This window comes from Kineococcus rugosus (assembly GCF_050871975.1).
Classification (GTDB): domain Bacteria; phylum Actinomycetota; class Actinomycetes; order Actinomycetales; family Kineococcaceae; genus Kineococcus.
Genome location: NZ_JBJLSJ010000039.1, coordinates 1 through 25457 on the forward strand (window position 1 = coordinate 1; position 25457 = coordinate 25457).

Annotated in this window: 32 protein-coding genes; 18 read left to right on the forward strand and 14 right to left on the reverse strand. The window is 76.4% G+C overall.

Going from position 1 to position 25457, the window contains the following annotated elements; translation table 11 throughout:
• Positions 1-89: 89 nt before the first annotated feature.
• Genes ACRYM6_RS19055 through ACRYM6_RS19065 form a run of 3 tightly spaced genes read left to right on the forward strand, consistent with a single transcriptional unit; the run spans position 90 to position 1873 of the window.
• Positions 90-872, forward strand: coding sequence for an asparaginase domain-containing protein (locus ACRYM6_RS19055; protein ID WP_432544463.1), 783 nt, complete (start codon positions 90-92; stop codon positions 870-872).
• Between the two features lie 30 nt (positions 873-902).
• Positions 903-1565, forward strand: a complete 663-nt coding sequence (locus tag ACRYM6_RS19060) for an AzlC family ABC transporter permease (protein ID WP_432544464.1) — start codon at positions 903-905, stop codon at positions 1563-1565.
• Positions 1556-1873: an AzlD domain-containing protein gene (locus ACRYM6_RS19065; protein ID WP_432544511.1), complete on the forward strand. Its 318-nt coding sequence runs from the start codon at positions 1556-1558 to the stop codon at positions 1871-1873. The genes ACRYM6_RS19060 and ACRYM6_RS19065 overlap by 10 nt, the downstream gene beginning before the upstream one ends.
• Positions 1874-1891: 18 nt before the next feature.
• Here the strand turns inward: ACRYM6_RS19065 and ACRYM6_RS19070 are convergent, their stop codons facing one another.
• The 3 genes from ACRYM6_RS19070 to ACRYM6_RS19080 all read right to left on the reverse strand — a co-directional run bounded on the left by ACRYM6_RS19070 (position 1892) and on the right by ACRYM6_RS19080 (position 4516).
• A complete protein-coding gene (locus ACRYM6_RS19070; RefSeq protein ID WP_432544465.1) occupies positions 1892-2752 on the reverse strand; it encodes an ABC transporter substrate-binding protein in 861 nt (286 codons plus the stop codon).
• A gap of 77 nt (positions 2753-2829) precedes the next feature.
• Entirely contained in the window at positions 2830-3330 is a 501-nt protein-coding gene (locus ACRYM6_RS19075) for a GNAT family N-acetyltransferase (RefSeq protein WP_432544466.1), read from the reverse strand.
• A gap of 40 nt (positions 3331-3370) precedes the next feature.
• Positions 3371-4516: a hypothetical protein gene (locus tag ACRYM6_RS19080; RefSeq protein ID WP_432544467.1), complete on the reverse strand. Its 1146-nt coding sequence runs from the start codon at positions 4514-4516 to the stop codon at positions 3371-3373.
• Positions 4517-4588: 72 nt separating this feature from the next.
• Here ACRYM6_RS19080 and ACRYM6_RS19085 point away from each other — a divergent pair, with 72 nt between their 5' ends.
• Positions 4589-5212, forward strand: a complete 624-nt coding sequence (locus ACRYM6_RS19085; RefSeq protein WP_432544468.1) for a hypothetical protein — start codon at positions 4589-4591, stop codon at positions 5210-5212.
• Positions 5213-5222: 10 nt separating this feature from the next.
• Here ACRYM6_RS19085 and ACRYM6_RS19090 read toward each other — a convergent pair whose 3' ends face one another.
• Positions 5223-6548 carry an FAD-dependent oxidoreductase gene (locus tag ACRYM6_RS19090; RefSeq protein WP_432544469.1) on the reverse strand — a complete coding sequence of 442 codons (1326 nt, stop codon included), beginning with the start codon at positions 6546-6548 and terminating at the stop codon, positions 5223-5225.
• 56 nt (positions 6549-6604) lie between these two features.
• Between ACRYM6_RS19090 and ACRYM6_RS19095 the strand changes: the two genes are divergently transcribed.
• From ACRYM6_RS19095 to ACRYM6_RS19105, 3 genes are read left to right on the forward strand one after another with little or no spacing between them, the layout of a single operon-like run.
• Positions 6605-7570, forward strand: a complete 966-nt coding sequence (locus ACRYM6_RS19095; RefSeq protein WP_432544470.1) for a helix-turn-helix transcriptional regulator — start codon at positions 6605-6607, stop codon at positions 7568-7570.
• 10 nt (positions 7571-7580) lie between these two features.
• Positions 7581-8240, forward strand: coding sequence for a haloacid dehalogenase-like hydrolase (locus ACRYM6_RS19100; protein WP_432544471.1), 660 nt, complete (start codon positions 7581-7583; stop codon positions 8238-8240).
• Positions 8241-8257: 17 nt separating this feature from the next.
• On the forward strand, positions 8258-8929 hold the full coding sequence (locus ACRYM6_RS19105) for a class I SAM-dependent methyltransferase (RefSeq protein WP_432544472.1): 672 nt from the start codon (positions 8258-8260) through the stop codon (positions 8927-8929).
• A gap of 15 nt (positions 8930-8944) precedes the next feature.
• On the opposite strand, the gene ACRYM6_RS19110 is transcribed toward ACRYM6_RS19105, so the two are convergent.
• Complete coding sequence (locus ACRYM6_RS19110; RefSeq protein ID WP_432544473.1) at positions 8945-9166, reverse strand: hypothetical protein; 222 nt, start codon at positions 9164-9166, stop codon at positions 8945-8947.
• 23 nt (positions 9167-9189) lie between these two features.
• The gene (locus ACRYM6_RS19115; RefSeq protein WP_432544474.1) at positions 9190-9834 is read right to left on the reverse strand and encodes a TetR/AcrR family transcriptional regulator; all 645 of its coding nucleotides are present in this window, start codon (positions 9832-9834) and stop codon (positions 9190-9192) included.
• Positions 9835-9973: 139 nt separating this feature from the next.
• Here ACRYM6_RS19115 and ACRYM6_RS19120 point away from each other — a divergent pair, with 139 nt between their 5' ends.
• Both ACRYM6_RS19120 and ACRYM6_RS19125 read left to right on the forward strand, forming a co-directional pair.
• Positions 9974-11497, forward strand: a complete 1524-nt coding sequence (locus ACRYM6_RS19120) for an MFS transporter (protein WP_432544475.1) — start codon at positions 9974-9976, stop codon at positions 11495-11497.
• Positions 11498-11548: 51 nt separating this feature from the next.
• The gene (locus ACRYM6_RS19125; RefSeq protein ID WP_432544476.1) at positions 11549-12247 is read left to right on the forward strand and encodes a hypothetical protein; all 699 of its coding nucleotides are present in this window, start codon (positions 11549-11551) and stop codon (positions 12245-12247) included.
• A gap of 10 nt (positions 12248-12257) precedes the next feature.
• Here the strand turns inward: ACRYM6_RS19125 and ACRYM6_RS19130 are convergent, their stop codons facing one another.
• Both ACRYM6_RS19130 and ACRYM6_RS19135 read right to left on the reverse strand, forming a co-directional pair.
• Positions 12258-12479 carry a helix-turn-helix transcriptional regulator gene (locus tag ACRYM6_RS19130; RefSeq protein WP_432544477.1) on the reverse strand — a complete coding sequence of 74 codons (222 nt, stop codon included), beginning with the start codon at positions 12477-12479 and terminating at the stop codon, positions 12258-12260.
• A 19-nt stretch (positions 12480-12498) separates the two neighbouring features.
• Positions 12499-12912: a hypothetical protein gene (locus ACRYM6_RS19135; protein WP_432544478.1), complete on the reverse strand. Its 414-nt coding sequence runs from the start codon at positions 12910-12912 to the stop codon at positions 12499-12501.
• A 90-nt stretch (positions 12913-13002) separates the two neighbouring features.
• Between ACRYM6_RS19135 and ACRYM6_RS19140 the strand changes: the two genes are divergently transcribed.
• A complete protein-coding gene (locus tag ACRYM6_RS19140; RefSeq protein WP_432544479.1) occupies positions 13003-13635 on the forward strand; it encodes a class I SAM-dependent methyltransferase in 633 nt (210 codons plus the stop codon).
• A gap of 18 nt (positions 13636-13653) precedes the next feature.
• Here ACRYM6_RS19140 and ACRYM6_RS19145 read toward each other — a convergent pair whose 3' ends face one another.
• The gene (locus ACRYM6_RS19145) at positions 13654-14061 is read right to left on the reverse strand and encodes a helix-turn-helix domain-containing protein (RefSeq protein WP_432544480.1); all 408 of its coding nucleotides are present in this window, start codon (positions 14059-14061) and stop codon (positions 13654-13656) included.
• A 94-nt stretch (positions 14062-14155) separates the two neighbouring features.
• On the opposite strand from ACRYM6_RS19145, the gene ACRYM6_RS19150 reads away from it, so the two are divergent.
• Genes ACRYM6_RS19150 through mnhG form a run of 6 tightly spaced genes read left to right on the forward strand, consistent with a single transcriptional unit; the run spans position 14156 to position 20222 of the window.
• Positions 14156-16957 (forward strand): Na+/H+ antiporter subunit A, encoded by a 2802-nt coding sequence (locus ACRYM6_RS19150; protein WP_432544481.1) that lies wholly within the window; start codon positions 14156-14158, stop codon positions 16955-16957.
• A complete protein-coding gene (locus ACRYM6_RS19155; RefSeq protein WP_432544482.1) occupies positions 16954-17391 on the forward strand; it encodes a Na(+)/H(+) antiporter subunit C in 438 nt (145 codons plus the stop codon). The genes ACRYM6_RS19150 and ACRYM6_RS19155 overlap by 4 nt, the downstream gene beginning before the upstream one ends.
• Entirely contained in the window at positions 17388-18977 is a 1590-nt protein-coding gene (locus ACRYM6_RS19160; RefSeq protein WP_432544483.1) for a Na+/H+ antiporter subunit D, read from the forward strand. The genes ACRYM6_RS19155 and ACRYM6_RS19160 overlap by 4 nt, the downstream gene beginning before the upstream one ends.
• The gene (locus ACRYM6_RS19165) at positions 18974-19573 is read left to right on the forward strand and encodes a Na+/H+ antiporter subunit E (RefSeq protein ID WP_432544484.1); all 600 of its coding nucleotides are present in this window, start codon (positions 18974-18976) and stop codon (positions 19571-19573) included. Before ACRYM6_RS19160 ends, ACRYM6_RS19165 begins: the two co-directional genes overlap by 4 nt.
• Entirely contained in the window at positions 19570-19851 is a 282-nt protein-coding gene (locus ACRYM6_RS19170; protein WP_432544485.1) for a monovalent cation/H+ antiporter complex subunit F, read from the forward strand. Before ACRYM6_RS19165 ends, ACRYM6_RS19170 begins: the two co-directional genes overlap by 4 nt.
• Positions 19848-20222, forward strand: a complete 375-nt coding sequence (gene mnhG, locus ACRYM6_RS19175) for a monovalent cation/H(+) antiporter subunit G (protein ID WP_432544486.1) — start codon at positions 19848-19850, stop codon at positions 20220-20222. Before ACRYM6_RS19170 ends, mnhG begins: the two co-directional genes overlap by 4 nt.
• A 1-nt stretch (position 20223) precedes the next feature.
• On the opposite strand, the gene ACRYM6_RS19180 is transcribed toward mnhG, so the two are convergent.
• Positions 20224-20439 (reverse strand): hypothetical protein, encoded by a 216-nt coding sequence (locus ACRYM6_RS19180; protein WP_432544487.1) that lies wholly within the window; start codon positions 20437-20439, stop codon positions 20224-20226.
• Positions 20440-20490: 51 nt separating this feature from the next.
• Between ACRYM6_RS19180 and ACRYM6_RS19185 the strand changes: the two genes are divergently transcribed.
• Positions 20491-20922, forward strand: coding sequence for a methyltransferase domain-containing protein (locus ACRYM6_RS19185; RefSeq protein ID WP_432544488.1), 432 nt, complete (start codon positions 20491-20493; stop codon positions 20920-20922).
• Between the two features lie 6 nt (positions 20923-20928).
• Here the strand turns inward: ACRYM6_RS19185 and ACRYM6_RS19190 are convergent, their stop codons facing one another.
• The 4 genes from ACRYM6_RS19190 to ACRYM6_RS19205 all read right to left on the reverse strand — a co-directional run bounded on the left by ACRYM6_RS19190 (position 20929) and on the right by ACRYM6_RS19205 (position 24353).
• The gene (locus tag ACRYM6_RS19190; protein ID WP_432544489.1) at positions 20929-21639 is read right to left on the reverse strand and encodes a metal-dependent hydrolase; all 711 of its coding nucleotides are present in this window, start codon (positions 21637-21639) and stop codon (positions 20929-20931) included.
• A 111-nt stretch (positions 21640-21750) separates the two neighbouring features.
• On the reverse strand, positions 21751-22878 hold the full coding sequence (locus ACRYM6_RS19195) for a baeRF2 domain-containing protein (RefSeq protein WP_432544490.1): 1128 nt from the start codon (positions 22876-22878) through the stop codon (positions 21751-21753).
• Between the two features lie 66 nt (positions 22879-22944).
• Positions 22945-23343 carry a YchJ family protein gene (locus ACRYM6_RS19200; protein ID WP_432544491.1) on the reverse strand — a complete coding sequence of 133 codons (399 nt, stop codon included), beginning with the start codon at positions 23341-23343 and terminating at the stop codon, positions 22945-22947.
• A complete protein-coding gene (locus tag ACRYM6_RS19205; protein ID WP_432544492.1) occupies positions 23340-24353 on the reverse strand; it encodes a LacI family DNA-binding transcriptional regulator in 1014 nt (337 codons plus the stop codon). Before ACRYM6_RS19205 ends, ACRYM6_RS19200 begins: the two co-directional genes overlap by 4 nt.
• Before the next feature lie 82 nt (positions 24354-24435).
• Here ACRYM6_RS19205 and ACRYM6_RS19210 point away from each other — a divergent pair, with 82 nt between their 5' ends.
• The gene (locus ACRYM6_RS19210; protein WP_432544493.1) at positions 24436-25434 is read left to right on the forward strand and encodes a Gfo/Idh/MocA family protein; all 999 of its coding nucleotides are present in this window, start codon (positions 24436-24438) and stop codon (positions 25432-25434) included.
• The last annotated feature ends 23 nt before the right edge of the window (positions 25435-25457 follow it).

The following is a 25457-nucleotide window of genomic DNA, read 5'->3' on the forward strand; positions in this document are numbered from 1 at the left end:
ACCTGAGCTCCACACCCTACCCCCCCACCCCCCCCCCCGGCCCCCCCCCCCCCCCCCCCCCCCCCCCCCCCCCCCCCGCCGGGGTGCGGGTGCGGGTCGTGGAGGCGCTGCGGGTGGACTCCTCCACCCTCACGCTGGACGACGCGTGGACGGTCGTGACCCGCGTCCACGCCGCGCTGGCCGACCCCGGCGTCGCCGGGGTCGTCGTCCTGCACGGCACCGACTCCCTGGCCGAGACGGCGTACCTGCTGGACCTGCACCACGCCGACGCCCGCGCCGTCGTGCTCACCGGCTCCCAGCGGACCTCCGACCACGCCGAGACCGACGCCCCCGCGAACGTGCTGGCCGCGCTGCGGACGGCCGTCACCGGCTCCGGCGTCCTCGTCGCCTTCGGCGGGCGGGTCCTGCCCGCCGCGGGGGTCGTGAAGCGGCACACCACCGACCTCGACGCGTTCGCCGCCCCCGACGGCCCGCTGCCCCGCGCGGTCCTGCCCGCCGCCGACGGCCCCTGGCCCCGCGTCGACGTCGTCACCGCCCACCCCGGGGTGGACGGCGTCCTGCTGGACGCCTGCGTCGCGGCCGGGGCCGGCGGGGTCGTCCTGGAGGGGCTGGGGTCGGGCAACGCCACGCCCGCCGTCGTCGCCGCCGTCGCGCGGGCGCGGGCCGCGGGCGTCGCCGTCGTCCTCACCACGCGGGTCCCCGCCGGGCCCGTCGCCACCACCTACGGCGACGGCGGCGGCGGCGCCGACCTCGCCGCCGCCGGGGCCGTGCCCGCGGGCCGGCTCAAGGCCGGGCAGGCCCGGGTGCTGCTGGCCGCGCTGCTGCGCGCCGGGGCCGGCGACCTCGCCGCGGGCTTCGCCGCCCGCGGCTGACCCCGGCGGACCCTGCGGCATGCTGGCCCCGTGACCGACCCCGCCCGCTCCGCCGTCGTCCGGCAGGGCCTGTCCGTCGCGGCCACCACCGGCCTGTACGGCATCAGCTTCGGCGCCCTCGGCGTCACCAGCGGGCTCAGCCTGTGGCAGACGTGCGTGCTGTCGCTGCTGCTGTTCAGCGGCGGGTCCCAGTTCGCGCTCATCGGGGTCCTCGGCGGCGGCGGCACCGCCGGCGCCGCGATCGCCGCGTCGTCGCTGCTGGGGGTGCGCAACGCCCTCTACGGCCTGCAGCTCGTCCCCGTCATGCGGCCCCGCGGGTGGCGGCGGGTCGTCGTCCCGCAGCTCACCATCGACGAGTCCACCGCCGTCGCGGTGTCCCAGGCGACGCCGGAGCTGCGGCGCCTCGGGTTCTGGGTGACGGGCCTGGGCGTGTACGCGTTCTGGAACCTCGCCACGCTCGTGGGGGCGATCGCCGGCAACGCCCTCGGCGACCCGCAGCGGTACGGCCTCGACGCCGCCGCGGCCGCCTCGTTCATCGCGCTGCTGTGGCCGCGGCTGCGCTCGCGCGAACCCGTCGCGATCGCCGTGGTCGGGGCGCTGGTCACGACCGTCCTGGTGCCGGTGCTCCCGCAGGGCCTGCCCGTCGTCGCCGCCGCCCTGGCCGGCTCGGTCGTCGCGTGGTGGTGGAGGTGACGTTCTGGGTCGCGGTGCTCGCCGCCGGGGTGGTCTCGTTCGCGCTGAAGTTCGCCGGGTACGTGGTTCCGCCGCAGCGCCTGGAGGAACCGCGGGTCCGGCGGGTCACGGCGGTGCTGCCCGCCGCGCTGCTGGCCTCCCTGGTGGTGCTCCAGACGTTCTCCACCGGGCGCGAGCTGGTGCTGGACGCGCGCGCGGCCGGGCTCGTCGTCGCCGTGGTCGCGCTGGTCTGCCGGGCGCCGTTCATCGTCGTCGTCGTGCTCGCGGCGGCCACGGCGGCGGGGCTGCGGGCGCTGGGCTGGGGGTGAGCGGGGAGCCCGCTCCCCTCAGGCGCCGCCGTTGAGGGCCGTCGTCGTGAGCGCCGCAGCCTCGACGCCGTGGGCCTGCAGGATCTCGGCGTAGCGACCGGACGCGATCGACTCCTGCAGCGCCCGCTGCACCGCGTCGCGCAGGTCGGTGCGGTCCTTCGCGAAGGCCAGCCCGTAGGGCGCGGCCTGCAGGGGCCGGCCCGCGAGGGCGAGGGTCCCGCCGGAGGCGTCGGCGAGGGCGGCGGCGGACGGGTAGTCCTCGACGCCGAAGTCCGCGCGGCCGGCCGCGACCACGTCGGCGCTCTTGCCGTTCGGCACCTCGACGACCGCGACGGGCGCCTCGCCGGACCCGGTGCACAGCGCGGACTGGGCCAGGACGAGGTCGCCGTTGGTCGTCCCCAGGTTCACGGCCGCCGTGCGCCCGCACCAGGTGCCCGGGCCGTCGAGGCCGTGCGGGTTGCCGCCGGCGACGACGGCCTGGCTGCCGGCGATGAAGTAGTCGACGAAGTCGACCTGCTCCTGGCGCGAGGCCCGGTCGGTCATCGACGACGCGACGAGGTCGGCGCGGTGCCCGGCGACGGTGTCGATGAGGTCGTCGAACGAGGTCTGGACGAAGACGACCTCCAGGCCCAGGCGTGCGGCGAGGTCGGTGACGAGGTCGACGTCGGCGCCGACGAACTTCGACCCCTCCATCGACTCCATGGGGGCGTAGGTGGCGTCGGTCGCCACCGTCAGCGTCCCGGCGGTGACGAGCGGGAGCTGCACGGGCGCGGCCGCCGGGGTGGTCGCGGTGCTGCCGGCCCCGCAGCCGGCGAGGCCGGCGAGGGTCGCGACGGCGAGCGCGGCGGTCAGGGCGGCGCGGGAGCGGGTCGTGGGCACGGGGTCCTCCTGGGGGCGGCGTCGGCCGGACCCGAGGGGTCCTCCCCCTCCATCGGCAGCGGACCCCCCGGACCGGTTCACCCGTCCGGGTGAGCCGGGTCCAGCCGCTTGGCGAGGCAGTGGTGGGCGTAGGGGTCGTCGGTGAACCGCTCGGTCTCGGTGAAGCCGTGCCGGGCGTAGAGGCGGCGGGCCTCGACGAGGTCGCGCCGGGTCTCCAGCCGCAGGACGCGCAGGCCCAGGCCGCGGGCCCGCGCCTCCACCGCCCCGAGCAGCCGGGTGCCCACCCCGCGACCGCGGGCGGTCGCCGCGACGTGCAGGCGGGTGACCTCCCCGACGCCGTCCAGCACGCGCAGCCCCGCGCAGCCGAGGACGTCCGGCCCGCGGCGGGCGAGCAGCAGGAGGCCGTGCGGGGGGACGAGCCGGTCGTCCCCGGCGCCGGCGACGAGCTCGTCGACCTCCGCCGCCGTCGCCGGGCGCCCGTGCCAGCGGGTGACGATGTCGTCGTAGTAGGCGCACAGCGCCGCGCGGGCCGGGGCGCCGGCGGGGTCGGCGGGGGTGACGGTGACGTCGTCGCTCACCGGTGGACCTCCTCGGGGACCGCTCGTGGACCGGTCGGGGTCAGCCCGCGGGCGCCCAGCGCGGCGGGTGGTCGCCGTCGCTGCGCCACCGCACCGGGTCGCCCACGTCCTCGACGGCGTCGGTGAGCCAGTGCGTCCGCCCCGGCCCCCACCCCGCGAGCAGGGTCCGCGCCGGGCCGGGCCGGACCCCGGCGGTGTCGGGACCCACCACGTCCCCGCCCACCGTCGTCTCCAGGAGGCGGCCCGAGACGGCGAGGTAGCCGCGCGCGCTCAGGTGCACCCCGTCCCACTCGCGCGCCACCGACGCCCAGTCCGGCAGCACCCACGCGCCGTCCCAGCCCGTCGCCTCCCACCAGTCGTGCCTGCGCGTGAACGTCACCGACCGCGGGTGGGCGGCCACCAGGTCGCACCAGGCCCGCGCGTCGTGGACCTCGGCCACGCGCAGCCCGTCCCGCAGCCGCAGCGCGCGGGCGTCGACCTCCTCGACGCCCGCCTCGTCCTCGACCAGCGCCGTCCCCACCGGCAGCCCGCCGGTCACCACCGGGGTCGTCATCGGCAGCTCCGGCCCGTGCGGCGGGGTCGACCACCAGGTGCCGCTCACGCGGTGGTCCCGGGGGAGCTCGACGCGCCAGCGCTCCTCGTCGAGGTCGGCGTCGGACCGCCACCGGCGCAACGCCTCCGCGGCCGCCCCCGGGACCGCGGTCCGGATCGGCCGGTACCCGTCGCGGCCCTCGAACCGCCACGTCAGGTGCTGCTGCGCCGCGAGGTCCACCGGGTCCGACCACCACGCGGCGGCCGCGCTGCCCGCCACCGCCCGCGCCACCGGGCGCAGCGCCCCGGCGACCCCCGGGTCGGCCAGCGCCCTGTCCTCGGCGTCGGGGTCCTGCCAGTACCGCGCCGCGCCCACCGACTCCGCGAACGCGGGCAGCAGCCCGCGCGGGTCGGTCCGCGCGCCCAGCGCGTCCAGGTCGACGGCGGCCACGGCCCGCTCCAGGCGTTCCCGCACCACGGCGGTCAGCGGCTCCGGCAGCGGCTCGGACAGCGGGGCGCCGTCGTGCTCCCGGGCGGGCCACGCCCACGGCTCGCCGCCGGTCGCCTCGTCCACCAGCGCCGACAGCAGCCGCCGGCCGCGCGGACCGGTGAGCAGGTCCCCGGCCAGGTCGTCGATGCCGGTGATGTCGATCACGGGACGATCATGCAGCGGGCGGGCAGGCAATGCTGGGACGACACCGCTCACCCGAGCCCGGAGGCCGCACCGATGGACTTCTTCCCCGACCCGCCCCCGCCGTCCGACGCCGAACCCGACGAGGGGTACCAGCCGGCCTGGCACGGCGCCCCCGACGACGTCCTGCCCGGCGTCGTGCCCGTGGAGCTGGTCCTGGGGCGGTCGGACAGCACCGTGGTCCTGCTCACCGGCGTCCGCGCGTTCCCCGAGGGGCTGGCGATGAGCCTCGGCGTCCGGGTCCGGGGGCCGCTGCCGCCGGGACGGGACCTGCACGCGGAGGTCTTCGACGGCCCGTACCCCCACGACGCCGGGGAGCAGTGGCGGGCCGCGCGCCTGAAGTGGGGGTTCGAGTTCTCCGACGGCCGCCGCGCCACCAACGTCGACCCGCCCGTGTGGGGCCCCGGCGACGGCCGCCCGTGGGACGACCGGACCTGGCGCCCGGACCGTCCCGTCCTCACCGGGCAGGGCGGCGGGGGCAGCCGGCGGTCGGTCGACCGCGACCAGTGGTTGTGGCCGCTGCCGCCGCCGGGCCGGTTGCGGGTGGTGCTCCAGTGGCCGCAGCAGGGCATCGCGACCACGACCCACGACCTGGACGCGCAGCCGTTCCTGGACGCCGCGGCCCGCGCGCGGCCGGTGTGGGACGACCCGGGACGCTGAGGGCCGCCGGTCACCGGCCCCGGTGACCGCCCGCCCGCCCCCGCAGCGCGGTGGACCAGGCCAGCAGCGGCAGCGACAGCCGGGTCAGGGCCGAACCGGCGGGGGTGCTGCCGGCGAGGATGCGGTCCACCGTCGTCATCGACAGCGCGACGACCGCGGTGCCGCGGTGCCGCATGCCGGTCTCGAAGGCGCTGACGGCGGTGTGCAGCGTCTGGCCCCCCGACCGCGCGGACAGCAGTTCGGTGACGAGCGCGTGGGCGTCGACGATCGCCGTCCCGGCGCCCTTGCCCGCCGTGGGCGGGGTGGCGTGGACGGCGTCGCCGAGGGCGGTGATGCTGCCTGCGGGCCAGGGCGCCGTGTCGCGGGCGTGCCGCGGCCCGACGTGGAAGCGGTAGGAGGCCACCGTCGCGGGGTCGGTCCGGGTGAGGACCTGCAGCGGTCCCTCGGCCCAGCCGGCCGCCCGCAGGGCCGCGACGGTGGTCGCGGCCAGCGGCCCGCCCCGCTGCCCGCGCAACCCGTCCGGTGCGGTGGCCTCGGGGAACATCGCCCCCCAGATGTAGGTGGGGCCGGTGGTGACGGCGGCGCGGGCGTGGGCGGCGTCCAGGACGGCGTAGCCGTCGGGGTCGAGGTAGCCGCTGTAGAGGGCGGTGCCGCGCGGGCCGACGGTCAGGCTGGAGCGGGGCCCCAGGCGGGCGGCCTCGGCGGGGTCGAGGGCGGCGGCCGGGGTGCGCCCGGAGATCCCGACGAGCCCGGCGGGGCGGCTGGTCGGGCTGCCCACCAGGTGCCGCACGACGAGGGAGTGCGGCCCGTCGGCGCCGACCAGCAGGTCGCCGTGGTCGGTGCCGCCGTCGGCGAAGGTGGCCCGGGCCTGCCCGCCCGGGCCGGGGTCGCGCTCGACGCCGGTGCAGGTGCTGCCCAGGACGAGGCTGTCGCCGGCGGCCTCGGCCAGCAGCAGGCGCAGGGTGATGCGGTCGACGTCGACGCTGTCCGGGTCCAGGCCCTTGACCTGGATCTCCCCGAGCGGGCGGCCGCGCCAGTCGAACCAGACGTCCGGGGGCCGGCGCCGCACCGCCGAGGCCGAGGCGAGCAGGCGGGCGAACAGCGCGGGGTCGAGGAGCCCGCGCAGGGCCCGCTGCGCCGCGGTGTCGAGGGTGATGTGGTAGCCGCCGGTGGCGGCGGGGTCGGTGTCGCGGTCGTGGACGGCGACGTCGAACCCGTTGCGGCGCAAGCCCGCGGCCAGGGCCAGGCCGCCGATGCCGCCACCGACGACGACGACGCGGTGCGGGGGGTTCGCGGTCGGGTCGGCGGGCCGGGGGGTGGTGGTCGTGGTGGTCATGGCGTCACGATGGAGGCCGGAGCGGCCACGGGGTGGCCACTACGTCAGGAGGACCGGTGGCGTCCACGTCGGCCCGCGCGCTGAGCCTGCTGTCCATGCTCACCGGCGGCTCCACCCTCACCGCGGACGAGCTCGCCCGCCGCCTCGGCACGTCGCGGCGCACCGTGCGCCGCGACGTGGAGACGCTGCGCGAGCTCGGCTACACCGTCGACCCCGTCAAGGGCGCCGGCGGCGGATACCGCCTCGGCCCGGGCGGGGCGCTGCCGCCGCTGGTGCTGGACGAGGAGCAGGTCGTCGCCGTCGTGGTGGCCCTGCAGACCACCTCCACGGTGCTGCGCGGCATCGAGGACTCCAGCCGGCGGGCGCTGGCGACCGTCCGGCAGGTCATGCCCCGCCGGCTGCGGCGGGACGCGGACGCCTTCACCGTGACCGCCGTGCCCAACCAGTGGGAGTTCCCCGCCCCGGCCCCCGAGGCCGACCTGGTGCGCACCGTCGGCGCCGCCGTCCGCCGCCGGGAGGTGCTGCGCGTGGACGACGGTGACGGGACCCGCTCCCTCGAACCGCACCACCTGGTGGTGTGGGCGGCCCGCTGGTACCTCGTCGCCCACGACCGCAGCCGCGGGGACTGGGCCGTGCTGCGGCTCGACCGGCTCACCTCCCTGGAGACCACGGGCGTGCCCTTCACCGACCGGCCGCTGCCCGAGGGCGGCCCGGGGGCGCTGGTGCAGCGCACCCCCGACCGCGGGGACCACCTCGCCCCCTGGCCCTGCACCGGCTCGGCCGTCCTGGACCTGCCCGCGGAGGTCGTCGCCCGGTTCGCCCCCGGCGGCGCCGTCGTCCGCGGCCTGGACGGCGGCCGCTGCGAGCTGTCGATGGGCGCCTGGTCCTGGATCGGCCTGGCCGGCCTCTACACGACCTTCGGGAGCCCCATGACCGACGTGAGGCCCCGGGAGCTGCGGGACGCCTTCGCCCGCGCCGCCGGGCACCTCACCGCCGCCGTCGGGCGACCCGGGTCGGCCTAGGGTTCGACGGGTGCCCCGGCAGCAGTGCGCGGTCTTCGACCTGGACGACACCCTGGTCGCCTCCGACTCCTTCGCGCGCCTGCTCACCCACCTGTTCCGCCGCTCCCCCGCGCGCCTGGTCCTGCTGGCGGTGACCGCACCGGCGTGGGTGCTGCTCGGCGCGCGGCGGGCGAGCCGGGTGCACGCCGAGCGGGTCGTCGTGTGGGCGGCGACGGTCGGATCGCCCCCGCACCGCGTCGAGGCGCTGGTGCGCGCGTTCGCCGACGGGCACGCCGGGGCCGGCGGCGGCCGCCGCGTCGCCGTCGCGCTGGAACGCCTGCACCGGCACGCGGCCGCCGGGGACCGGGTCGTCGTCGCCACCGCCTGCGCCGAGCCGCTGGCCCGCGAGGTGTGCCGGGCCCTGGGCCTGCCGGACGTCGAGGTCGTCGCGAGCCGCCTCACCACCCACCGCTGGCGCCTGCCGCACGCCGTGCCCGCCCGGGGCGAGGCGAAGGTGCGGGCGCTCGCCGACGCCGGGGTCGACCTGCCCGTGGACCACGCCTACTCCGACAGCGTCCGCGACCTGCCGCTGCTGCGGGCGGCCCGCACCGCCCACCTGGTGCGCCCCTCGCGGCGGGACCTGCCGGTGCTGCTGCGGGAGCTGGGGCCGGACGTGGAGGTCCTGCGCTGAGCGGCGGAGCGGCCCGGGTGAGGGCGGTGGCGGCGGCCGGCCGGCGGGTGCGGGCCCGGTGCGACGAGTGGAACCGCCGGCACGCCTGGGACCACAACGCCCACCACCACGGCTGGCTCGAGCGCCACCTGCCCGCGCGCGCGGGCACCGCCCTGGACGTGGGGTGCGGCACCGGTGACCTGGTGCGCCGGCTGTCCCGCCGCGCCGGGCACGTCACCGGCCTCGACGTCGACCCGGCCGTCGTCGCCACCGCCCGGGACCTCTCGCGCGGGTGGGACGGCGTCGCGTTCCGCTGCGGGGACCTGCTGACCGCCGACCTGCCGGGCGGCTACGACGTCGTCACCGCCGTGGCGGTGCTGCACCACGTCCCCCTCGAACCGGCGCTGGTGCGCCTGCGGGAGCTGCTCGCGCCCGGGGGCACGTTGCTGGTCGTGGGCCTGTACCGCGGGGCGACGCCGTCGGACCACCTGCTCAGCGCGGTGGCCGTCCCCACGAACCTCGTCGTGGGCGCGGTCAGGGGTTCGGCGCGGCCGCCGGTCGCCCTGAGCGCACCGACCGCGCCGGCCACCGCGACGCTGCGCGAGGTCCGCGACGCCGCCGGCCGGTGGACACCGGGTGCCGTCGTGCGACGGCACCTGTTCTGGCGGTACTCGCTGCGCTGGAGGGCCCCGACGCGAGGGGGCCGGTGAGCCGGCCCGCCGCGGTCAGGGCGCGAGGTCGTACCGGGCGCGGCGCTTGACCGCTTCGCCGAACAGGCAGAGCCCGGCGTTGAGCAGCACCAGCCCGGCGGTGCCCTGACCGGACCAGCGCAGCACCGGGCTCCCGGCGGCGCGCCGGTTCGAGGCGTCCAGGGCGGTGCTCAGCCCGGCCCCGACCAGCAGCAGGCCCGCGGGGGCGAGCGTCTTCCACGCGGTGAGGTCGTCCACCCCCCGAGTGTGCGCGCCGCGGCTCAGGGGCGCGCGGCGCGGCACGTCCCGGGGACGGGCGGGGCGAGGGGTTCGCCGCTGAGGGGCGGCAGGTCCCCCGGGGGCGGGCAGACGGCGTCGACGAGCAGCTCGGCGTAGCGCCGCCAGGCGCCGGGGAGCTCCTCGCGGGTGCGGTCGGCGATGGACCCGATCATGGACGTCACGGCGGGCACGTCGTCGGGTGAGAAGCCGTCGCGGACGGCACCCTCGTGCCGGGCCCGGTCGACGAGGGCGGTCATGACCTCGGTGAGCCGGGCGCGCAGGCCGGCGGCCTCCTCGGTCTGGGGGGCGGCGCGCAGGACGGCGGTGGACAGGGACCGGTCGCCGGCCCGCAGCTCCATGGTGCTCATGAGGTAGCGCCGCAGGCCGTCGCGGCCGGTGGCCTCGGTGGAGGCCTTCTCGGCGATCTCGACGAGCGTCTCGTACTTGGCGGCGACGAGCCCGGCGAGGAGGGCGTCCTTGTCGGGGAAGCGGCGGTAGACGGTCCCGACGCCCACGCCGGCGGCGTCGGCCACGTCGTGCAGGGTCACGTCGAGGCCGCGCTCGGCGAACAGCCGCCGGGCGGCGTCGACGATGAGCGCCCGGTTCCGCAGGGCGTCGGCGCGCAGCGGTCGGGCGGAGGAGGTCACGCCCCGATCGTACCCACCGGCCGGAACAAGTGGACGCGGTCCGTCCGCTTGGGTGTACGCTGGTCGAAGTGGACGCGGCGCGTCCGCTTCTCGCCGGCCCGTGACCACCCGCCGGCACCCCGAACACCTGGAGACGCTCGTGAACTCCGACCCCACCCTCGTCGACACCCCGCGCGGAACCCCCGCGCGCGCCACCCGGCGCCCCGCCCACGCCGCCCCGAAGGACCACCGCTGGCTGGTGCTCGCCGTCATCGGCATCGCCCAGCTCGCCGTCGTCCTGGACGCCACGATCGTCAACATCGCCCTCCCCTCGGCCCAGGCCGACCTCGGGTTCGCCGACGACCAGCGCCAGTGGATCGTCACCGCCTACTCCCTGGCGTTCGGTTCCCTGCTGCTGCTCGGCGGCCGCCTCGGCGACCTGTTCGGCCGCAAGAACCTGTTCCTCATCGGCCTGGTCGGCTTCGCCGGCGCCTCCGTGGTCGGCGGCCTCGCCGAGACCTTCGGCCAGCTCGTCGCCGCCCGCGCCGGCCAGGGCGTCTTCGGCGCCCTGCTCGCACCGTCCGCGCTGGCCCTGCTGACCACCACGTTCACCGACCCGAAGGACCGGGCCCGCGCGTTCGGCGTCTTCGGCGCCATCGCCGGTTCCGGCGCCGCGACCGGCGTGCTGCTCGGCGGGGTCCTCACCGAGTACGCGTCGTGGCGCTGGTGCCTGTACGTGAACGTCGTGTTCGCGGTCGCCGGGGTCGTCGGCGCCCTGGTCCTCATGCCGAACCCGCCGCGCGGCCGCCGCCCGCGCCTGGACCTGGCCGGCACCGTCACCATCACCCTCGGCCTGGTCGGGATCGTCTACGGCTTCTCCTCCGCGGAGACCTCCGGCTGGTCCGACGCCGTCACGATCACCTCCCTCGCCCTCGGCGCCGTCCTCGTCGCGCTGTTCGTCCTCGTCGAGTCCCGTGTCCCGAACCCGCTGCTGCCCCTGCGGATCGTGCGCGACCGCGACCGCGGCGGGGCCCTGGTGGCGATCGGCCTGGTGGGGGTCGCGATGTTCGGCATCTTCCTGTTCCTCACCTACTACCTGGCCCAGACGCTGCAGTTCTCCTCGCTGCGGACCGGGTTGTCGTTCCTGCCGATGCCGTTCTCGATCATGGCGGCGGCCACCCAGATCACCCCGCGCCTGCTGCCCCGCGTCGGCCCGAAGGCCCTCATCCGCACCGGCGGGCTCGTCGCCGCCGCCGGCGTCCTGCTGTTCCTGCGCACCGACGTCGACAGCACCTGGACCGGGACGGTCCTGCCCGCGCTCGTCGTCACCGGCCTCGGGATGGGACTGATCGTGTCCTCGGCCATGAACACCGCCACGGCGGGCGTGGCCCGCGAGGACGCCGGGGCCGCCAGCGCCAGCGTCAACACGTTCCAGCAGGTCGGCGGTTCCATCGGCACGGCCCTGCTGTCGACGATCTACGCCGACTCCGTCAGCGGGCAGCTCACCTCCGGGGCCACCCCCGGCGACGCCGTGCTGCACGGCTACCACGTCGCGTTCGCCTGCGGCGCGTTCGCCCTCGTCCTCGTCGCCGTCGTCGCGGGAGGCCTGGTGAACCGGCACTCCGTGCGGCAGCAGCGGGCAGCGGCGGTGGGGTCGATCCCCGCCCCGAGCACCGCGCACTGACGGACGCGCGCGGCGTGTGCACCTCCGGGGCCCGCCGCGCGTCTACCGGGTGTGACCACCCGCGCCACCACCGTCCGGACCGTCCTCGCCGTCGGCGCCCTCGCGCTCGCGGTGGCCGGCTGCGCCTCCCCGGCGCGGGACGCCCGCGACGTCCCGGCGACCCCCGCGGTGCCCCCGGCCGAGGCGACCGCGTCCGCCCGCGCGGACGTCGCCGGCCCCTGCCCCGCCGCCACGACCCCCGGCCCCGTCAGCGTCGACGAGGGGCAGCGGCTGTCCGAGGGGCTCACCCTCGAGGAGGCGACCCGGCGCGCGCAGGACGAGCAGCAGGCGGCCGTCCTGGACACCTGGCTCCGCTGCACCCGCACCGACACGTACGGCCAGCTGCGCGTCGCCCACGAACCCGAGTTCCACGTCGTCGTCGCGCTCACCGCGGACGCCGGCCCCGACCCCCTCGCCGGGGCACCGGTGGGGGTTCTCGACGGGCGGGTGCGGGTGGAGACCACCGAGTTCTCCGAAGTTCAGATGCGGTTGCTGTGGGGACGCGTGGACGCCGCTCTCGACGGCTGCGGGCTGGTGACGTCCGCGTCCGTCGAACTCGACGTCGTGCGCGTCGGTGCCGGGACGCCGCCGGACAGCCCGGGGGTCGCGGCGGTGCAGCGGTGCCTGGACGCCGCCGACCTCGGCGAGCGACCCGGCCGGGAGCAGGTGGAGGTCAGCGACGAGACGGCGAGCACCCTGACGGCCCGGTGAGGTCCCGGGGTCAGCCCGCGGGCGGGGCGGCGTCCCGCTCGATCTCGGGGTCGAAGATCTCCTCGAGGGGTTCGCCGAGCAGGCGGGCCAGGCGGAAGGCCAGCGGGAGGCTGGGGTCGTAGCGGCCGGTCTCCAGGGCGTTGACGGTCTGCCGGGAGACGTCCAGGAGGTCGGCGAGGGCGGCCTGGGTCCAGCCGCGGTCGGTGCGCAGCTGCCGGATGCGGTTCTTCACGCCGCGCGCCCGGTCGCGCTCAACGGCTCGCGACGGCGGTGGCCACCGCCCACGAGGCCATCCCCGCGCCGAAGGCCAGCCAGGGACCGGCCGGCACGTCCAGGCCCGCGACGGCCAGCATGCCCAGGACCACGCAGGCGACCACGGTGACGGCGAAACCGACCGCCAGGCCCCGCAGCTGGACCAGTTGCGCGTACTCGTCGGAGCGGCGCAGGCCGCGCACCACGGCGCGCACCACGCCCAGGACGGGCAGGACCGGCAGCATCGCCCAGGCGAAGCGCCAGGGGCTCTGGCCGTCGAGGCCGCCCCACGCGACGACGACGACGATGGCGACGACGTAGGCGGCCATGGCGGGGGCGAAGTCGCGCAGGTAGGCGCGGGTGCGGGCGCGGTCCCCGGAGCTCGGTGCCGTGGAGTCAAGCTTGCTTGTCATGCTCTGAGCCTGCGGGATCGCCGCAGTCGTGTCAAGCACGCTTTCCACGGTGGGTCCCGGCGGGTACCGTCACCCCGTGGCGATGACCCCGTGACCGAGCCGGAGACCGCGGCGATCCGCGCCTACTACGACGACTTCGCCGACCACTACGTCCCCGGCTGGCGCTCCCTGCAGCTGTACGGCCCGCTGGTCGCGGACTTCCTGCTGCGCGAGGTGGCGCCGGGGTGCCGGGTGCTGGACGTGGGGTGCGGGCCGGGGCAGCTGACCCGCGACCTGGCCCCGGGCGTGGAGGTCACCGGCACGGACCTGTCCCCGCAGATGCTGGCCGAGGCGCGGCGGGGACGGCCGGAGGGGCGGTACGAGGAGCACGACTTCCACGACCCGTTCCCGGCCGCGTGGGGGCGGTTCGACGTGGTGACCGCCGTCGGCTGCCTGGAGTTCTGCCGGGACCTGCCGGGGACGCTGGCGAACCTGGCGGGGGCGTGCGCGCCGGGGGCGCGGCTGCTGGTGGGGGTCGTGGAGGACCGCGCGCGCGGGGCGCGGCCGTTCTCCGAGGACGGGCTGCCGGGGGTGGGGATGAACTCGTACTCCGCGTCGGCGCAGCTGGCGGCCGTCACGGCGGCGGGGTTGTCACCGTGGTCGTACCGGTTCGTCCCCGCGTGGCGGCACGAGGAGTACTCGTACGTGGTGCGGTACGGGTTGTGGGAGCTGCGCCGGGACTGACCCGGTTCAGGCCCGGGTTCAGGCGTGGCGGGGCTGCGGCGCCCGCGCGCTGCGGTGCGCGGCCGCGTACTCCAGGACGTCCTCGAGCCGCACCCGGCGGTGGGTGCCGGGTTTCGTGTAGGGCAGGGCGCCGGACTCCAGCAGCCGCACGAGGGTGGGGCGGCTGACGCCGAGGACGTCGGCGGCCTCCTGCGTGGTGAGCAGCGCGTCGTGCGGGGTGAGGGTGACGGCCTCCCCGTGGGCGAGGGCCGCGACGGTCTCGCGCAGGGCCGCGGCCAGTTCGGGCGGGACCGGCACGCACCGGCGGCCGACCTTCAGGGACAGGTTCCCGGGGTTCGCGGCGAGGAGCCCGGCGAGTTCGGGAAGACCTTCCAGGCCGGGTCGCACGGTGACCTCGGCGCCGTGGCGGGCGACGGTCGATGACACCCCACGACGGTAACAGGATCGTCTCGAATCGAACAGAACGAAACCTTGGGTTACCCTGTGCGGACCGACCTGCCCCCGATCGTGAGGACCGGCCGTGCTGACACTGCTGCTCGTCCACGCTGTCGCCGCCGTCCTCGCCGTGCCCCTGGTCCGGTGGCTGGACCGGCGGGCGTTCAGCGTCCTGGCCCTCGCCCCCGCGGCGACGACCGTCTGGGCCGCCGCCCAGGGCCCCGCCGTCCTGCGCGGCGAGACCCCGCAGGTGGTGGTGCCCTGGGTGCCCTCCCTCGGCGCCGAACTCGCCTTCCGGCTCGACCCGCTCTCCTGGGTGCTCACGCTGCTCGTCGGCGGCGTCGGGGCCCTCGTGCTCTTCTACTGCGGCAGCTACTTCCACGCCCGCGACCCCGGCTCGGCGCGGTTCGCCGCGATCCTCACCGCCTTCACCGGGGCCATGACCGGGCTCGTCCTGGCCGACGACCTCGTCCAGCTGTACGTGTTCTGGGAACTGACGACGGTGTTCTCGTACCTGCTCATCGGGTACGACGCGCACAAGCGCTCGGCGCGGCGCGCGGCGACGCAGGCCCTGGTCGTCACCACGTTCGGCGGTCTCGCGATGCTCGTGGGGCTGATCGTCATCGGCCAGTCGGCCGGGACCTACCGGCTCTCGGAGGTCCTGGAGCGGTTCCCCACCGGGACCTCCGCGACGGTCGCCGTGGTGCTCGTCCTGGTCGGCGCGATCTCCAAGTCCGCGCTCGTCCCGTTCCACTTCTGGCTGCCCGCCGCGATGGCCGCCCCCACCCCGGTCAGCGCGTACCTGCACGCCGCGGCCATGGTGAAGGCCGGGATCTACCTCGTGGCGCGGTTCGCCCCGGCCGCCGCGGACCTGCCCGAGTGGCGCACCACGGTCCTCGTCCTGGGCCTGACGACGATGGTCGTCGGCGGGTACCGCTCGCTGCGCCAGCACGACGTGAAGCTGCTGCTGGCGTTCGGGACGGTCAGCCAGCTCGGGTTCCTCACCGTCCTCGTCGGGGCCGGCACCGCCGCCGCGACGACCGCCGGGATCGCGCTGCTCGTCGCGCACGCCACGTTCAAGGCGTCGCTGTTCCTCGTCGTCGGGATCGTCGACCACCAGACCGGGACCCGCGACCTGCGGGAACTGTCCGGGCTGGGCCGGCGGATGCCGCTGCTGGCGACCGCCGCGACCGTCGCGGCCGCCTCGATGGCCGGGGTCCCCGTCGCCTCCGGCTTCGTCGCCAAGGAGGCCGCCTACGCGGCGTTCGAGCACGACCCCGTCGTCCTGGCCGTCCTCGTCCTCGGGTCGGTGCTGACGGCGGCGTACTCCGCGCGGTTCGTGTGGGGCACGTTCTGCCGCAAACCCGGCGTCCCGGACTCCACCGCCCCCAGGCCGTCCGCCGCGCTGGTCGCCTCCCCCGTCGTCCTGGCCGCCGTCACCCTCGCCGCCGGGCCGCTGGCCCCGCTGGTGGACCGGCCCGCCGCGCTGATCGCGCACGACCTGCCCGGGGAGGCCGAGCACCTCGCGCTGTGGCACGGGATCGGGTTGCCGCTGGTCCTGACCGTCATCACGTTCGCGCTGGCGGGGCTGCTGTTCCTGGCCCGCGACCAGGTCGAGGCCGGGCAGCGCAGGTTCCCGGCCGTCCCCGGCGCCGACCGCGGGTACCGCCGCACCGTCCGCGCCGTCGACCGCGTCGCCGTCGAGGTCACCGGCGCCACCCAGCGCGGTTCGCTGCCCGTCTACCTGGCCTCGATCCTGCTCGTCGTCGTGCTCGTCCCCGGCGGGGCGCTGCTGTGGAAGCAGCCGTGGCCCGGCGACGTCGTGCTCTACGACAGCCTCGGGCAGGTCGTCGTCGGGCTCGTCGTCGTCGTCGCGGCCGTCCTCACCGTCCGCGCCCGGCGCCGGCTGCGGGCCGTCCTGCTCGCCGGCGTCACCGGGTACGGCGTGACGCTGCTGTTCGTCCTGCACGCCGGTCCCGACCTCGCCCTCACCCAGGCCCTCGCCGAGACCATCACCCTCGTCGTGTTCGTCCTCGCGCTGCGCCGGCTGCCGCCGTTCTTCTCCTCCCGCCCGCTCCTCGCGACGCGGTGGGTGCGGATCGCGATCGGCGTCGCCGTCGGGACCTGCACGTCGCTGTTCGCGCTCGTCGCCTCCGGCGCCCGCGTCGCGGTCCCCACCTCCCTCGACCTGCCCCGGTGGGCGTACGAGTACGGCGGCGGGAAGAACGTCGTCAACGTCACCCTCGTCGACGCCCGCGCCTGGGACACGATGGGGGAGATCTCCGTCCTGCTGGTCGCCGCGACCGGCGTCGCCTCCCTGGTGTTCCGCCGGCGGATGGGCTCGATCGACCAGGCGTTCGCCGCGCACCCCGACGAACCCACCCCGAAGGGGTCGGCCCGCACGAACTGGCTGCCCGCGGGCAGCACCGTCGACCCCGAGCGCCGGTCCGTGGTGTTCGAGGTCGTCACCCGGCTCACCTTCCACGCCATCGTCGTGCTGTCGGTGTACCTCGTGTTCTCCGGGCACAACCAGCCCGGCGGGGGTTTCGCCGGCGGGCTCGTCGCCGGGCTCGCGCTCGTCGTCCGCTACCTCGCCGGGGGCCGGTACGAGTTCAACACCGCCGTCCCCATCAACGCGGGCTGGCTGCTGGGCATGGGGCTGTTCCTGTCCGCGGGCACCGGCCTGGTCGGCATCCTCATCGGCCAGGACGTGCTGCAGACCGCGATCCTGCAGTTCGACCTGCCCGTGCTCGGTCACGTGAAGCTCGTGACGTCCCTGTTCTTCGACGTCGGGGTCTACCTGCTGGTCGTCGGCCTCGTCGTCGACGTCATCCGCAGCCTCGGCGCCGAGATCGACCGCCAGATCGAGGAGGAGGTGTCCCGGTGAGCCCGAACCTCGCGCTCGTCGTCGTCTCGGGGGTGCTCGTCGCCTGCGGGGTGACGCTGCTGCTCGAACGCACCCTGACCCGCGTCGTCATCGGGGTCGTGCTGCTGGGCAACGGGATCAACGTCCTGTTCCTCGTCGCCAGCGGCCGTCCCGGCCGCGCGCCCATCCTCGGCGGCGGCACCACCGCGCAGAACATGAGCGACCCGCTGCCGCAGGCCATGGTGCTGACGGCCATCGTCATCACCCTCGGGATGGTCGCGTTCGTCCTCGCGCTGGCCTACCGCAGCTGGCAGGTCGACGGCCACGACGAGGTCCAGGACGACGTCGAGGACCGCCGCATCGTGCGGCGCGCCGAGCTCGATGAGACCTCCGCCAGCTACGACGACGACACGCACGAGACCAGCGACGAGGAAGCGGAGGGGGGGTCCCGGTGAACCCGCTGGACTGGGACGACTGGCCCCGGGTGCTGCTGCCGCTGCCCGTCGTCCTGCCGCTGTTCGCGGCCGGCCTCACCCTCGCCCTGGCCCGGCGGCCGCGGGCCCAGCGCACCATCAGCGTCACGGCGCTGAGCATCGTCGTCGCCGCCGCCACCACGATGCTCGTCCTCACCGACCGCGGCACCGGGACCTACTCCGTCGACGTCGGCGGCTGGCCCGCGAGGCTGGGCATCCCCCTGGTGGCCGACCGGCTCTCCACGCTCATGCTGGTCGTGAGCTCCGTCGTGACCCTCGCCGTCCTGCTGTACTCCCTCGCGCAGGGCGTCGCCGACGGCGAGGAGGGCGCGCCGGTCTCGATCTACCACCCCACGTACCTGGTGCTGTCGGCCGGCGTCTCCAACGCGTTCCTGTCCGGGGACCTGTTCAACCTCTACGTCGGCTTCGAGATCCTGCTGGCCGCCAGCTACATCCTGCTCACCCTCGGCGGGACGAAGGCCCGGGTGCGGGCCGGCACGACGTACGTCGTGGTGAGCCTGCTGTCGTCGATGGTGTTCCTCACCGCGATCGCCCTCGTCTACGCGGCGACCGGCACCGTGAACATGGCCGAGCTGTCCGTCCGGCTGCGCGACGTCGACCCCGACGTGCAGCTGGTCCTGCACCTGCTGCTGCTGGTGGGTTTCGGCATCAAGGCCGCGGTGTTCCCGCTGTCGGCGTGGCTGCCGGACTCCTACCCGACCGCGCCGGCCCCCGTCACCGCCGTGTTCGCCGGCCTGCTCACCAAGGTCGGCGTCTACGCCATCATCCGCACCGAGACGCTGCTGTTCCCCGGCGGGCAGGCCTCGCAGCTGCTGCTGTGGGTGGCGCTGGCGACGATGGTCGTGGGGATCCTCGGCGCCGTCGCGCAGAGCGACGTGAAGCGGCTCCTGTCGTTCACCCTCGTCAGCCACATCGGGTACATGGTGTTCGGCGTCGCCCTCGGCAGCGCCGCGGGGCTGTCCGGCGCGGTGTTCTACGTCGCGCACCACATCACCGTGCAGACGACGCTGTTCCTCGTGACCGGTCTCATCGAGCGGTACGCCGGGAGCACGTCGCTGGACGCGCTGGGGTCGCTGGCCAAGCGCGCCCCGCTGCTCGCGGTGCTGTTCTTCGTCCCCGCGATGAACCTCGCCGGCATCCCGCCGTTCTCCGGGTTCCTCGGCAAGCTCGGCCTGCTCCAGGCCGGCGTCGACGCCGGGACGTGGCCGGCGCACGTCCTCGTCGCCGGGGGCGTCGTCACGAGCCTGCTGACGCTGTACGCCATCGCCAAGGTGTGGAACCGGGCGTTCTGGCAGGAACCCCAGGAGCACCCCGACCGCGACGACACCACCCGCTTCGCCGGGCTCGCGACCGCCACCCGGGTCGGGGTCCGCACCCCCGTGGGGATGGTCCTGCCGACGGCCGCGCTCGTCGCCGTCGGCGTGGGGATCACCGTCGTCGCCGGCCCGCTGTTCGGGATCAGCGACCGGGCCGCGCAGGACCTGCTGGACCGCGCGCCGTACACCTCGACCGTCCTGCACGACCGGGTCCCGGAGGTGGGCCGGTGACCGCGAAGGTGCTGTCCCTGCGCGAGCGCGTGAGCCTGCCCGTGCTGGTCTGGCTCGTCGTCCTGTGGCTGCTGCTGTGGGGCGACCTGTCCTGGGCGAACGTCCTGTCCGGCACGGCGCTCGCGCTGGTCGTGACGCTCGTGCTGCCGCTGCCGACGGTGTCGTTCGGCATCCGGGTCCGGCCGCTGCGGATCGCGGCGCTGCTCGCCCGGTTCCTCGTCGACCTCGTCGCCGCCAGCGCGCAGGTCGCCTGGCTCGCCGTGCGCCCGGGCCGGCAGCCGCGCAACTCCGTGGTCCGCGTCCCGCTGCACAGCGGGTCGGACCTGTTCGTGGCGATGACGGCCGAGGTGGTGTCCCTGGTGCCGGGGTCGGTGGTCGTGGAGATCGGGGCGCCCTCGGCGCAGGGCGGCCTCGGGTCGATCTACATCCACGCCCTCGGCGTCCACACCGAGGAGGGCCTGGAGCGGACCCGCCGGGACGTGCTGCTCACCGAGCGGCGGATCATGCGGACGTTCGCGACCCCGCGGGCCTACGCCGAGTACCTGGAACGCTGCCGGGCCGACGGCTCGGACGGACTGTGCGGGGGGAAGCCGTGAACCCGGTCGTGATCGCGCTGTGCGTGGGGATGCTGACCGTCGCGGCGCTGTGCGCGCTGCTGCGCGTCGCGAAGGGGCCGACGATGCTGGACCGCGTCGTCGCGCTCGACGTCGTCGTCGCGACCGTCGTCATCGGCCTGTGCGTGGAGGCCGCCGCGAACCGGCACGCCACGACGCTGCCCGTCATCGTCGTGCTCGCCCTCGTGGGGTTCGTGGGGTCGGTCAGCGTCGCGCGGTACGCCGCGAAGGAGTCCGACGAGGAGAGGGGGCGGCGGTGAACGGGTCGGTGGACTGGTCGCTGGTCGGTGAGGTGGCCGCCTCGGCCGCGCTGCTGCTGGGGTGCCTGCTGTCGCTGCTGGCCGCGGTCGGGCTGCTGCGGCTGTCCGACGTGCTGGCCCGCATGCACACCACCGCCAAGCCGCAGGTCCTCGGCGTCGTCCTGTCGCTGGTGGCCGTGGGGCTGCAGCTGAACCGCGGCACCGACGTCGCGATGCTCGTCGCGATCGGGGCGTTCCAGCTGCTCACGGTGCCCGTGGCCGCGCACATGGTGGGCCGCGCCGCGTACCGCACCGGGCAGGTGGACCGCAGCACGCTCGCCCACGACGACCTCGCCGACCGGCTCGCCGAGGAGGAGCGCTCGGCGCGGTGAGCTACTCCCCCTCGCCCTCGCGGGAGCGCCGGACCCGCCACGCGGCGAGGAAGTAGACGGCCCCCGCGCTGAAGGCCCCCGCCGCCAGCCACGCCAGCGGGCTGGCGTCGGCGATGACCACGCCCCACGACAGCACGGCCACCGCCGCGTACAGCAGCCCGGACCGCTTGGACTGCTCCAGGGTCTGCGTCGCCCGCCACCAGGGTTGTCTCGCCACCCCACCAGTGTGCCGGGGCGGGGGACGTGCTCGGCGCCTACGCTCACCCTCGTGGCCGCTGGGCTGTCCCCCCGGTTGGCGGCGGTCGTGGACGCCCTGCCGCTGACCCCGGCCTCGCGCGTGCTGGAGGTGGGGTGCGGGCCCGGCGCCGCCGCCCGCGCGGTGGCCCGCCGGCTGACGACGGGGTTCGTCCTGGCGATCGACCGCTCCGCGGCGGCGGTCGCGGCGGCGCGGGCCGGGTCGGCGGCCGAGATCGCCTCCGGGCGCCTGGACGTGCGGTGCGTCGCGGTGGAGTCGTTCGTCCTGGAACCGGGCGAGGCGCCGTTCGACGTCGTGTTCGCGGTGCGGGTCGGTGCCCTCGACGGCCGCCACCCGGCCGCGGGGCGGCTGGCGCGCGAACGGCTGCGCGCCGTCCTGGCCCCCGGCGGGCGGGTCCTCGTCGACGGCGGCGACCCGCTGCGCGAGCTGCCCCTGGACCCCTGAGGGTCCTCACACCAGCGGCGTCAGCAGCTCCCGCACCGGTTCGACGTGCCGCACCAGCCCCAGCACGGTCAGCGTGGGGAACACGAAGTACTGCAGCAGCGGCTCGGGCCCGCGGCCGGCGCGGAACAGCCGCAGGCCCACCGTCAGGGGCTTCTTGCGCAGCCACGTCGTGAACGGCACCGGCACCCCGTCGGTGGTCAGGGAGTCCCCCAGGACGTGGACGACGACGCCGCCGGCGACGGCGACCGGCAGCCAGGGCAGCGCGACGCCCTGCCCGGTCAGCCACCAGGCGGCGGCGAAGGACACGACGAGGTTGCCCAGGGCGGTCTTCTCGGTGTCGCCGGGGATGAACTGCGCGACGGAGTGCAGGGCCAGGCCGATGGCCAGGGCCAGCACCACCAGCGCCGACCACGGGTGGGTGGCGGCCAGCGCGGCGAGGGCGCCGAAGGCGAGGGGGGCGACGACGACGTCGTGGGTGCCGCCGCGGTGGCGGCGGGCCAGGACGCCGATGACCCGCGACAGCCAGCGCGTCGGCGGACCCCACATCGACCCCGCGGTGGAGCCCTTCTGGTCCAGGTCGGGCAGGTAGGCGAACCCGCCGCACGCCACGACCCAGGCGAGCTGCTCGAGGGGTCGGTCGATCCCGAGGTGCGTGGCGGCGACGCCGAGGGTCAGGGCCCCCGCCGCCAACCCGCTGGCGGCGTGCGCCGGGCCCATCACGGTGCGTCGTCCTCCCAGGTCAGAGAGCTGGAAGGTTACCCGTGCGGGCGGCGGATCGCCGGGACGACGCTCGCGCGCGCCGTCCCGGCGACCCGGCCCCCGGGGCGGTCAGGTGGTGTAGCGCAGCAGGGCGCCGAGGCCGTCGGCCATCGACACCAGCGGCTCCTCGTCCTCCTGCGGCTGCGGGAGGACCTCGATCTCGGCGTCGGAGGCGGCCAGCGCCCGCAGCAGGGCCGCGTCGGCCCGCACCTCCACGACGTCGCGCACCCCCATGGCGTGCAGGTCCTGCGTGGTGGTGGCGAGCTCCAAGGGGCCGGGGCCGGCCCACAGGTGGGTCGTGGAGGTGGGGTCGTCCTCCAGCAGCAGGGTCGCGACCTGACCGGCGCGCAGGGCGGCGACGACGGGGCCGAAGCCCTCCACGGCCCGGCCCTGGCGGCCCCGTTCCTGGACGAACTCGTCGACGACGGCGCGGCGGCGGCGGGTGCGGACCTCGTCGAGGGCCTGGGCGACGTTGGCGGCGAAGGCCTTCTCGCGGGTCCCGGCGGCGCGGCCACCGCCCTGCACCTCCACGAGGAGGTCCAGCACGACGGGGGCGGCCTTGTCCTTGAGGGCGGCGGCGGCCTTGGTGTCGCCCGTGAGGAGCACGACCTCGGGTCGTTCGGTGCGCACGATGGCGGCGAGCTCGTCGGCCACGGCGGCGGCGTTGTGGTCCCAGGAGTCCTGGACGGCGTGCTGGTAGCGCAGGGCCGCCCACCCGCCGCCGGGGACCTTGTGCAGCAGGTCGTGGCCGCCCTCGACGGTCTGCTTGCGGGGCGTCTCGACGGTGTCGGAGCGGGCGGTGGTGATGTCGGCCCCGGCGCGGTCGAGCTCGACGAGGACGTAGCGGACGTCGTCGGCGCTGGAGCGGACGAGGGGCATGAGGTGGGCGACGGGGCCGGTGCTGGCCTCCTCGCGCGCGGGCGGCGCCGGGAGCACGACGTCGAGCTCGAGGCCGGAGGCGGTGGCGACCATGGCGCGGCCGAGGTGGCCGCCGAGACCGGTGGGTTCGGTGGCGACGGCGTCGAGGGCGGTGAGCGCCGGTTCGGGGGCGCCCTGCCCGGCGAGGGCTGCGCGCGCGTCGCGCCAGCGGAGGTCGATGTCGTGGGCGCCGGTCTCCCGGTCGCGGGTCGCGTCGGCGTAGACGCAGACGTGGGGCCCCGGGTCCAGGGCCACCTCCTTGAGCCAGTCCAGCTTCACAGCTCTCCTTCCCTCAGGGACGTGTCGCAGTGCGCTCAGTCACTCACAGTGGCGGTCCGGCGTCGATCACGCGACCCGGTTTCCCACCGGTCCTTCGTACACCCACCGGCCCTCGACGCGCGTGAACGCGGAGAGCTCGTGCTGGACCCCGCGCCGGCCCGCGTGCCGGTAGTGCGCCTCGAACTCGACGGTCCCGGTGTCGTCGAAGGGGCTGCCCCCGTCGGTGCCGAGCACGACGAGCCGCTTCCACCGCACGTCGGGGTCGAGGTCGAGGTCGGCGGGCCGGGTGGCGGGGTGCCAGCTGCGCAGCAGGTGGGCGACGTCGCCGAGCGCGAACGCGGTGTAGCGCGAGCGCATGAGGGCCTCGGCGGTGGGGGCGTCGGCGCCGCCGGACAGGTAGCGCCCGCAGCAGCCGCCGAGAGGTTCGCCCCAGCCGCACGGGCAGGGCGCGTCGGGAGGGGTCACCGGTCCACCCCGGCGGTGGAGCGCGCGGGCGGCGGCGCGGTCGTGGCCCGCACGACCAGGCGCGGGGTGACGAGCTGGAGGTCGGTGGGGGCGGCGGGGTCCTCCAGCCGGGCCAGCAGCCGCAGCGCGGCGAGCCGCCCGACCTCGGCGGCGGCGTTGTCGACGCTGGTCAGGGACACGGCGCGCAGCGCCGCGGTGGAGGTGTCGTCGTAGCCGACGACGGACAGCCGCGCGGGCACGTCGAGGCCGAGGTCGGCGGCGGCGGCCATCACCCCGACGGCGACGGCGTCGTTGGCGGCGACGACGGCCGTGGGCGGGTCGTCGCGGCGCAGCAGCGCCAGCCCGGCGCGGTGGCCGGTGTCCTCGGTCATGGGGCCGGCCTCGACGGGCCCGGTCGCCCCGCCCCCGGCGAGGGCCCGGGTGAAGGCGTCGCGGCGCAGCGCCCCGACGGGCCCGGTCCCGGCGACGTGCGCGACGCGGCGGTGGCCGAGGTCGAGCAGGTGCTGCACGGCCAGCCGGACGCCGGCGTCGTCGTCGCCGGCGACGACGTCGACGGCGAAGGGGTCCCCGGGGTCCAGGCGGGTGCCGGCCAGGACGGTCGGGACGGTGCGGGCGACGTCGGCCACGCCGGACAGGTCGGGCAGGGTGCCGATGACGACGAGGCCGTCGACGCGCAGGTCGGCGAAGGTGCGGGGCGCCTCGGGCTCGCTGCGGGCCTCGGCCAGGACGGGGCGCAGGTCGGCGCCGTGCAGGACGGGCCGCAGGCCGTCGAGGACGTCGACGAACCAGGGGTTGCGCAGGTCGTCGAGGAGGAGGCCGACGGCGCGGGTGCGGCCGCGGGCCAGGGACCGGGCGTGCGGGTCGGGCCGGTAGCCGAGCTCGTCGACGGCGGCCTGGACGGCGGCGCGCCGCTCGGGGGAGACCTTCGGGGAGCCCTGCAGGACGAGGGAGACGAGCGACTTGGAGACCCCGGCGCGGGCGGCGACGCTGCGGATGGTGGGTCGGGTCACTCGTCCTCCTGGACGGTCGGGGCGTGCGAGACTGATCCTAGTCGCTGTTGGACCGGTCCAATACCCCTCGAGGAGCCTCCCCATGTCCGACCTCCACCTCGGCCTCGCCGGCGTCGGCCGCATCGGCGTCATGCACGCCCGCAACCTCGTCGCCACCCCCGGCGTCGGCCGCCTCACCGTCGCCGACGTCGACGCCGCGCGCGCGCAGCAGGTCGCCGCCGAGGTCGGCGCCGACGCCGTCGCCGACGTCGAGTCCCTCCTCGCCGCCGGCGTCGAGGGCCTCGTCGTGGCCACCGGCACCGCCCAGCACCCCGCGCTGATCCGCGCCGGTGTCGAGGCGGGGATCCCCGTCCTGTGCGAGAAGCCCGTCGCCCCCGACGTCGCGCTGTCCCTGCCCGTCCTGGAGTTCATCGCCGAGCGCGGCGGCGTCGTCCGCATCGGGCACCAGCGCCGCTACGACGCCGGCTACCGCGAGGCCAAGCGCGCCTTCGCCGCCGGCGAGCTCGGCTGGCTGCACGCGGTCCGGGCCGTGACCTGCGACGTGACGCCGCCGCCGATCTCGTTCCTCGCCACCTCCGGCGGCCTGTTCCGCGACTGCAGCGTCCACGACTTCGACGTCATCCGCTGGATCACCGGCCGCGAGGTCGTCGAGGTCTACGCCCGGGGCAGCAACAACGGCGACCCCGCGATCGGCGAGGTCGGCGACGTCGACTCCGCCCTCGCCGTGTGCACCCTCGACGACGGCACCCTCGCCGTCGTCACCGCCTCCCGCTACAACGGCGGCGGCCACGACGTCCGCCTCGAGCTGCAGGGCTCGAAGGCGTCCCTGGAGGTCGGCCTGGACGCCCGCACCGCGCTGCGCTCGGCCGAACCGGGCGTCGCGTTCCCCGACGGCGCCCCGCACACCACGTTCGCCGAGCGGTTCGCCGACGCCTACCGCGCCGAGGTGGCCGCCTTCGCCGACCTCGTCCGCGGCGTCGAGGGGGAGCTGTGCCGCCCCGAGGACGCCGTCGCGGCCTCGAAGGTCGCCGACGCCGCCCAGGCGTCCCTGCTCAGCGGGACCCCCGTCCGCGTCGGCTGACCCCACCGCGCCCACCGCGCGGC